The organism is Alcanivorax sp. HI0083 (genome assembly GCF_001635175.1).
The window spans coordinates 1-6,188 of record NZ_LWFX01001036.1 but is presented as its reverse complement, the minus strand read 5'-3'; the positions used below and the strand labels follow the sequence as shown (position 1 = coordinate 6,188).

Genomic DNA, 6,188 nt, shown 5'->3' with positions numbered 1-6,188 from the left:
AGGGATAACCCCGGCCCGCTGGCGTACAAATTTTGCATGCAGCGCCCGGCAGCCCATAATAGCCGCCCCTGCAATCCGGTTCGGAGCTTCCATGACAAAGCAATATGACGTTTACGCCCTCGGTAATGCCCTGGTGGACACGGAAATCGAGGTCAGCGACGCCTTCCTGCAACGCATGGAAGTGGGCAAGGGCCTGATGACACTGGTGGATGAAGCGCGCCAGGCGGAATTGATCGAAGCACTGGCCAACGAAGCCGAGCCCCGCAAACAGACCAGCGGTGGCTCCGCCTGCAACACCGTCGTCGCCACCCGCTACTTCGGCGGCAACAGTTACTACGCCTGCAAAGTAGCCGACGACGCCACCGGCGCCATCTTCGTCGATGACCTGACCGCCGCCGGCGTGGACACCAACATGAACGGCCCAAGGGAGACGGGTGTTTCCGGCAAATGCCTGGTCATGCTGACGCCGGATGCCGAGCGCACCATGAACACCTACCTGGGCATCTCCAGCCAGGTCTCCGATGCCGAACTGGACGAAGCCGCCATCGCCGCCAGCCAGTATGTTTATCTGGAAGGCTATCTGGTCAGTGGCGACAGCTCCCGGGCCGCCGCCATCAAACTCCGTCAGCTGGCCGAAAAGCACGGCGTAAAGACCTCGCTGACCTTCTCCGACCCGGCCATGGTGCAGTTTTTCAAAGACGGCCTGAATGAAATGCTCGGCGAGCGTGTGGACCTGCTGTTCTGCAACGAAGCCGAAGCCACCAGCTTCACCGACACCGATAACATGGACGCTGCCCTGGAAGCGCTCAAGCCGCGCTGCAGTTCAGCCGTGATTACTCTCGGGGCGGACGGCGCCCTGGCCTGGGACGGCAAACAGACGCACCGCATCGACCCGGTGCCGGTAAAAGCCATCGACAGTAACGGTGCCGGCGACATGTTTGCCGGCGCCTTCCTGTATGCCATTACCCACGGCCACGACTTTGCCGCTGCCGGTAAACTCGCCTCCGCCGCCGCCGCAAGGCTGGTCAGCGAATTTGGCCCGCGCCTCCCGGCACAGGTCCACCAGGAACTTCGCAACGCCGTTCTCGGCGAATAACCGCAGGGCGGCCAGTTCTTCCCGACGACACAGCATCACGGAAAACCAGGACCATGGAACACATCTGCAACGTGAACGACATCGAGCATGAAAGTGCTCGGGAATTTCAGAAAGACGGCCAGCCGATTGTCGTCGCCAGGTTCGATGGGCAGATTCACGCCTACATCAACTGGTGCCCACATCTGGGCATCGAACTGAACTTCATGCCCGATGAATTCATGGACGGCGACAGCCAGTTCATCATGTGCGCCAACCACGGCGCCCTGTTCGAAGTGGAGACCGGCAATTGCCTGTCCGGCCCCTGCAGCGGCGACAAGCTGATTCCCGTACCGCTGGAAGTCCGCGGCGAGGAAGTCTGGCTCGGCGAGGTTCCCCAACCCGCATGAAAGCGCAAAGCAGCCACCCCTTCGATTTACTGACCCCGGACTACATGCTGGATGCCGTCGATGCCGCCGGCTTTCTCAGCGATGGCCGGCTGCTGCAGCTGAACAGTTTTGAGAACCGGGTGTATCAGGTGGGCCAGGAAGACGGCCCACCGGTAATCGTGAAGTTCTACCGCCCGCACCGCTGGAGCGATGAACAAATCCTCGAAGAACATGCCTTCAGCCTGTTTCTGGCGGACCGGGACCTGCCAGTGGTCGCCCCCGTCGAAAAGAACGGCACCAGCCTGTTCCATTGCGACGACTTTGCTTTCGCCGTGTTTCGCCGCGCCGGTGGCCACGCCCCGGAGCTGGCCAACGACGATCATCTGGAGCAGTTAGGCCGCACCCTGGCTCGCTGGCATACCTGCGGCAGCGACCGTCCCTATCAGACGCGTCCGACCCTGCAGATCGTCGACGACATCCGCACCGCCAGCACCTTTCTCACTAACGATGTGGTGGACCTGAACTACCGGGGACAATATCGGGATGTGACCGGCCAGATACTGGAAAAGGTGGAGCAACAACTGGGCGAGCACAACTTTCCCTTACTGAACGTGCACGGCGACTGCCACACCGGCAATATCCTGTGGCGAGATGACAGCCCCCACTTCGTGGACCTGGACGACAGCCTGCGCGCACCCGCCATGCAGGACATCTGGATGCTGCTGTCTGGTGAACACGACGAACAGCAACACCAGCTACGGGTACTCGCCCGTGGTTATGACACCTTCCTGCCGTTCCCCTGGAACCAGACAGTCCTGATTGATCCGCTGCGCCTGCGCCGCATCATCAACTACGATGCCTGGCTGGCCAAACGCTGGGACGACCCGGCCTTCCCCCCCGCCTTCCCCTGGTTCGAATCCATGAATTACTGGGGCAACCAGGTGACCTTATTGCAACAGCAGCTGCGCAGTTTGCAGACCCCGCTGTAGGAGTTCCTCTCGAGGGACGAACCCGAGCCCAAGCGAGGGAAAAGGCAAGGCAGGGGTACCCCCCCGATCACTCTGGAGGCGCCCCGGTTCACAGCAATGACGCTACTGCCCCCTACAGGCGTTTCCCACGCTAACGCGTGGTTCGTCTCTCGAGAGGAACTCCTACAACGCAATCGGCAAGGGTTTTTCCAGTTCGAAACCCTCAGCGGATAACGCCACCTTCCACGCCAGCACTTCCACCCCTTTCTCCACCGCTTCGCGCAGCAGCTCTCCATAGCGCACATCAATTTCGTCCGCCGGGCGCGCGGCGGTGGCACCGCTGTGCTGAACGCAAAAGACCAGCACCGCGCGTTTTCCTGAGGCGACCACATCCATCAGCGTCTGCAAATGCTTCTGGCCCCGCTCGGTGACCGAATCCGGGAAGGCGATGATGCCGTCGTCCGCATCCTTTGGCCCCGGACCCAGGGTGACGTTTTTCACTTCAATAAAGGTATGCGGGTCGGCCCGCTCACCCAGCGCCAGATCAAAGCGGCTGTCCCGGTATTTCACCTCTCGCTCCACGCCACTGGCTGGATCCAGCACAGGAATCTGCCCGGCCCGCACCGCTTCTTCCACCAGCGCATTGGGGCGGGCGGTATTGACCCCGGCCCAGTGGCCGTGAGCCACCTGTAGCGCTTCCAGAGTGTGGCGATATTTGCGTTTGGGGTTGCCGCTGTCGGAAATCAACGCCTGCTGCGGCTCGCCCAGCACGCAATTTTTCATGGAGCCGGTATTCGGGCAATGCACGGTAATCTCGCTGCCATCGGCGCGGACCACATCCGCCATGAACCGTTTATAGCGACGCAATAGCGTCACCGCTTCCAGTGGGGGATCAAAGATCACAGGGACTCCAGATAGTGTTCCAGACGATGCAAGGCATCCGTCAGCCGCGCCTCACTGCAGGTATAGGCCATGCGTACAAAACGGCGGTGATCGTGGCCTTCACCGAAGTCCAGACCCGGTGTCATGGCCACCTTGGCCTTTTCCAGCAGGTCGGCACAAAAGGCAAAGCTGTCATCGGTGTAATCACTCACATCCGCATAGACATAGAAGGCACCGTCCGCCCGGGAGACCACCGGCAGTTTCAGGTGCGCCAGGCCATTGAGCAAACACTGGCGGCGCCGTGCCAATAGCTGATGACGCTGCTCCAGGATTGTCAGTGTCGGCTCCTGTAGCGCTGCCAGCGCCCCATGCTGCGCCGGGGTGGATGGCGCCAGAAACAGGTTCTGGGCCAGCCGCTCAATGGCGGGCACCAACGGTTCGGGTGCCACCAACCAGCCCAATCGCCAACCGGTCATGCAGAAATACTTGCTGAAGCTGTTGATCACCAGTACCGGGTCTGTGCCGGCCAGCACCGATGAGGCGGGCCGGGTGTAACACAGCCCCTGATAGATCTCGTCCACCAGCAGGATGCCGCCCTTGTCTACGGCACCGCGGGCCAGCTGCTGCAAGGTCTCTACCGGCAGCATATTGCCGGTGGGGTTGTCCGGGCTGGCAACCATGGCTACCCGGGTATTGGCTTGCCAGGCATCCAGAAACGCCACCGGGTCCACGTTGAAATGAGCATCTGCCTGCAGCGCCACCGGTTGCGGCTCGCCGCCGACCAAACGCACAAATTGCCGGTTACAGGGGTAACCGGGGTCCGTGAGCAGCACGCCGTCACCGGGATTGAGCAGCGCCGCCAACGCCAGCTGCAAGGCCCCGGAGGCTCCGGGCGTCACCACCACTTGGGCAGGGCTAACCTTCGCAGCGAAGCGATTCTGGTAATCCTCGGCAATGGCTTCACGCAGTGCCGGCAACCCCGCAGCAGGGGTATAGCCGGTATGCCCGTGAGCGACCGCGTCCTGTATCGCCGCCAGCACCGGCTCGGGAGTGGCAAAATCCGGCTCACCCACTTCCAGGTGAATCACATCATGGCCTTGAGCAGACAATGCCTGCGCACGCTCCAATAGCGCCATCACATGAAACGGCGGAATGCGTCGGGCGAAATCGGACAAACTGGGTGTCATGATCATGCTCCCTCGAAAATGCGTGACTTACGGTACAACAACCGCCCCGCTTCATCTGCTACCCCGGTCGGGCCCACGCAACAGGGTAAAAACACAGGAAAAGGCGACCTGTCACAAGATTCCCCTTTTCTGTTGCGCCTGCATGGCTATAATCGGCCAGATTTTCACCAACCATGGTCAGAAAATGTCCAGCGGCCCGCTGATTGGTGACAACCCTTGCCCAGACGGGGTAAGGTCGAAGATTACATTATGCCCGGGCCTGGCGATATCAGGCCGGCACCCAAGGATTGCGGGTTACCGATAGAGAGTCGCGAAGATGCTAAGGGAGTTAATCAACATGGCCACCGGCAAGAAAAAAGCCCCCAAGAAGGCGGCTAAAAAACAAACCTCCGGTTCTGCCTCCAGCAGCAATAAAGCCTCGGCATCAACAAAGGCTGCGCCCAAAAAAGCCGCGGCTAAAAAGGCAGCTCCGGCTGCAAAAAAAGCCGTAGCGAAAAAACCCGCAGCCAAAAAGACTCCGGCCAAGCCGGCAGCAAAGGCCGCCACAAAAAAAGCCCCCGCAAAAAAAGCGGTAGCCAAGAAAGCCGCCGTAAAAAAAGCACCGGCCAAGAAAGCTCCGGCGCCCAAGGCCTCCGCGAAAAAAGCCCCGGTTAAAAAGACCGCTGCCAAACCCGCAGTGAAAGCTGCACCCAAGAAAGCAGCGCCCCAAAAGGCCGTAGCGAAGAAGCCCGCAGCCAGCAAAACAGCCAGTAAGGCAACCGCTACGCCCAAAGCAACAACACCCAAAAAAGCGGCCACCAAGAAAGCCGCTGCGCCAAAGGCACCAGCAAAAGCTGCAGCTAGCAAGCCCCAGCCCAAGCCAGCGCCCAAGACTTCGGCAAAGAAAGCCGCTTCCAGAAAGGCTCCAGCAGCACCAAGAACGAAATTACCGGCCTCAGGCAAGGCCACCGCAGCGGCCCGTGCGGCCGCAAACACAGGTTCTGCACGGACTGCAACTGCCGGCAAAAGGACTTCGCCGAGCCGTTCCCCCTCTTCTGCTCAGGTAAATCCGAAAGTGAAAAAGAAAAGCACCAGTTCCTCCGCATCACAGGCCCAGGTTCACGGCTTCAAGCCTTACCAGCCCGGCCCTGACGAGGAATACATGAATGAAGCGCAACGCGACCACTTCCGCAATATCCTGCTGGCTTGGCGCCAGGAGCTAATGGAAGAAGCGGACCGCACCATGCACCACCTGCAGGACGAGCAGGCCAACCTTCCCGACCCGGCCGACCGCGCCACCCAGGAAGAAGAATTCGCTCTGGAACTGCGCACCCGCGACCGTGAGCGCAAGCTGCTCAAGAAAATCGAGAAGACCCTCGATCTGGTGGGCAAGGACGATTACGGCTTCTGCGAAGCCTGTGGCGTAGAAATCGGCATCCGCCGCCTGGAAGCTCGCCCCACTGCGGAAATGTGCATCGACTGCAAAGAGCTCGCTGAAATCAAGGAAAAGCAGCTGGCAGGTTAACGTCAGTTGACAGTGTACAGTTGATAGTTGACAGCTAACGGGGTGGAATGCCCCGGAAAAAGTAGACACCTTCATTTGGAGAGAAGGTGTCATGAAATACAAAGCCAAGCGCTACTTCAGCGATGATTTCAAACGCGAGGCCGTGCAGGCCTCGCTATCCACCACGCAGACACAGTCCGCACTAGC

7 protein-coding genes are annotated in these 6,188 nt (G+C 60.2%); 4 read left to right on the top strand and 3 right to left on the bottom strand.

Annotated elements, in window-relative coordinates; translation table 11 throughout:
• The first annotated feature begins 91 nt into the window (after nucleotides 1-91).
• From A3754_RS13295 to A3754_RS13285, 3 genes are read left to right on the top strand one after another with little or no spacing between them, the layout of a single operon-like run.
• On the top strand, nucleotides 92-1,096 hold the full coding sequence (locus tag A3754_RS13295) for an adenosine kinase (protein ID WP_063520075.1): 1,005 nt from the start codon (nucleotides 92-94) through the stop codon (nucleotides 1,094-1,096).
• 53 nt (nucleotides 1,097-1,149) lie between these two features.
• A complete protein-coding gene (locus A3754_RS13290) occupies nucleotides 1,150-1,482 on the top strand; it encodes a Rieske (2Fe-2S) protein (RefSeq protein WP_007148811.1) in 333 nt (110 codons plus the stop codon).
• On the top strand, nucleotides 1,479-2,450 hold the full coding sequence (locus A3754_RS13285; RefSeq protein WP_063520074.1) for a serine/threonine protein kinase: 972 nt from the start codon (nucleotides 1,479-1,481) through the stop codon (nucleotides 2,448-2,450). The genes A3754_RS13290 and A3754_RS13285 overlap by 4 nt, the downstream gene beginning before the upstream one ends.
• A gap of 162 nt (nucleotides 2,451-2,612) precedes the next feature.
• Here A3754_RS13285 and sfsA read toward each other — a convergent pair whose 3' ends face one another.
• The 3 genes from sfsA to A3754_RS27730 all read right to left on the bottom strand — a co-directional run bounded on the left by sfsA (nucleotide 2,613) and on the right by A3754_RS27730 (nucleotide 5,473).
• Complete coding sequence (gene sfsA, locus A3754_RS13280) at nucleotides 2,613-3,332, bottom strand: DNA/RNA nuclease SfsA (protein WP_063520073.1); 720 nt, start codon at nucleotides 3,330-3,332, stop codon at nucleotides 2,613-2,615.
• On the bottom strand, nucleotides 3,329-4,498 hold the full coding sequence (locus A3754_RS13275) for an aminotransferase class I/II-fold pyridoxal phosphate-dependent enzyme (protein WP_231880620.1): 1,170 nt from the start codon (nucleotides 4,496-4,498) through the stop codon (nucleotides 3,329-3,331). Before A3754_RS13275 ends, sfsA begins: the two co-directional genes overlap by 4 nt.
• A 294-nt stretch (nucleotides 4,499-4,792) precedes the next feature.
• Complete coding sequence (locus A3754_RS27730; protein ID WP_197468650.1) at nucleotides 4,793-5,473, bottom strand: hypothetical protein; 681 nt, start codon at nucleotides 5,471-5,473, stop codon at nucleotides 4,793-4,795.
• A gap of 166 nt (nucleotides 5,474-5,639) precedes the next feature.
• Between A3754_RS27730 and dksA the strand changes: the two genes are divergently transcribed.
• Nucleotides 5,640-6,002, top strand: coding sequence for an RNA polymerase-binding protein DksA (dksA, locus tag A3754_RS27725; protein WP_231880621.1), 363 nt, complete (start codon nucleotides 5,640-5,642; stop codon nucleotides 6,000-6,002).
• The last annotated feature ends 186 nt before the right edge of the window (nucleotides 6,003-6,188 follow it).

Bases quoted from the DNA above. Each gene is read 5' to 3' on its own strand.
- A3754_RS13275 (WP_231880620.1), bottom strand. From the start codon at position 4,498: ATGACACCCAGTTTGTCCGATTTCGCCCGACGCATTCCGCCGTTTCAT.
- dksA (WP_231880621.1), top strand. From the start codon at position 5,640: ATGAATGAAGCGCAACGCGACCACTTCCGCAATATCCTGCTGGCTTGG.
- A3754_RS13285 (WP_063520074.1), top strand. From the start codon at position 1,479: ATGAAAGCGCAAAGCAGCCACCCCTTCGATTTACTGACCCCGGACTAC.
- A3754_RS13290 (WP_007148811.1), top strand. From the start codon at position 1,150: ATGGAACACATCTGCAACGTGAACGACATCGAGCATGAAAGTGCTCGG.
- A3754_RS13295 (WP_063520075.1), top strand. From the start codon at position 92: ATGACAAAGCAATATGACGTTTACGCCCTCGGTAATGCCCTGGTGGAC.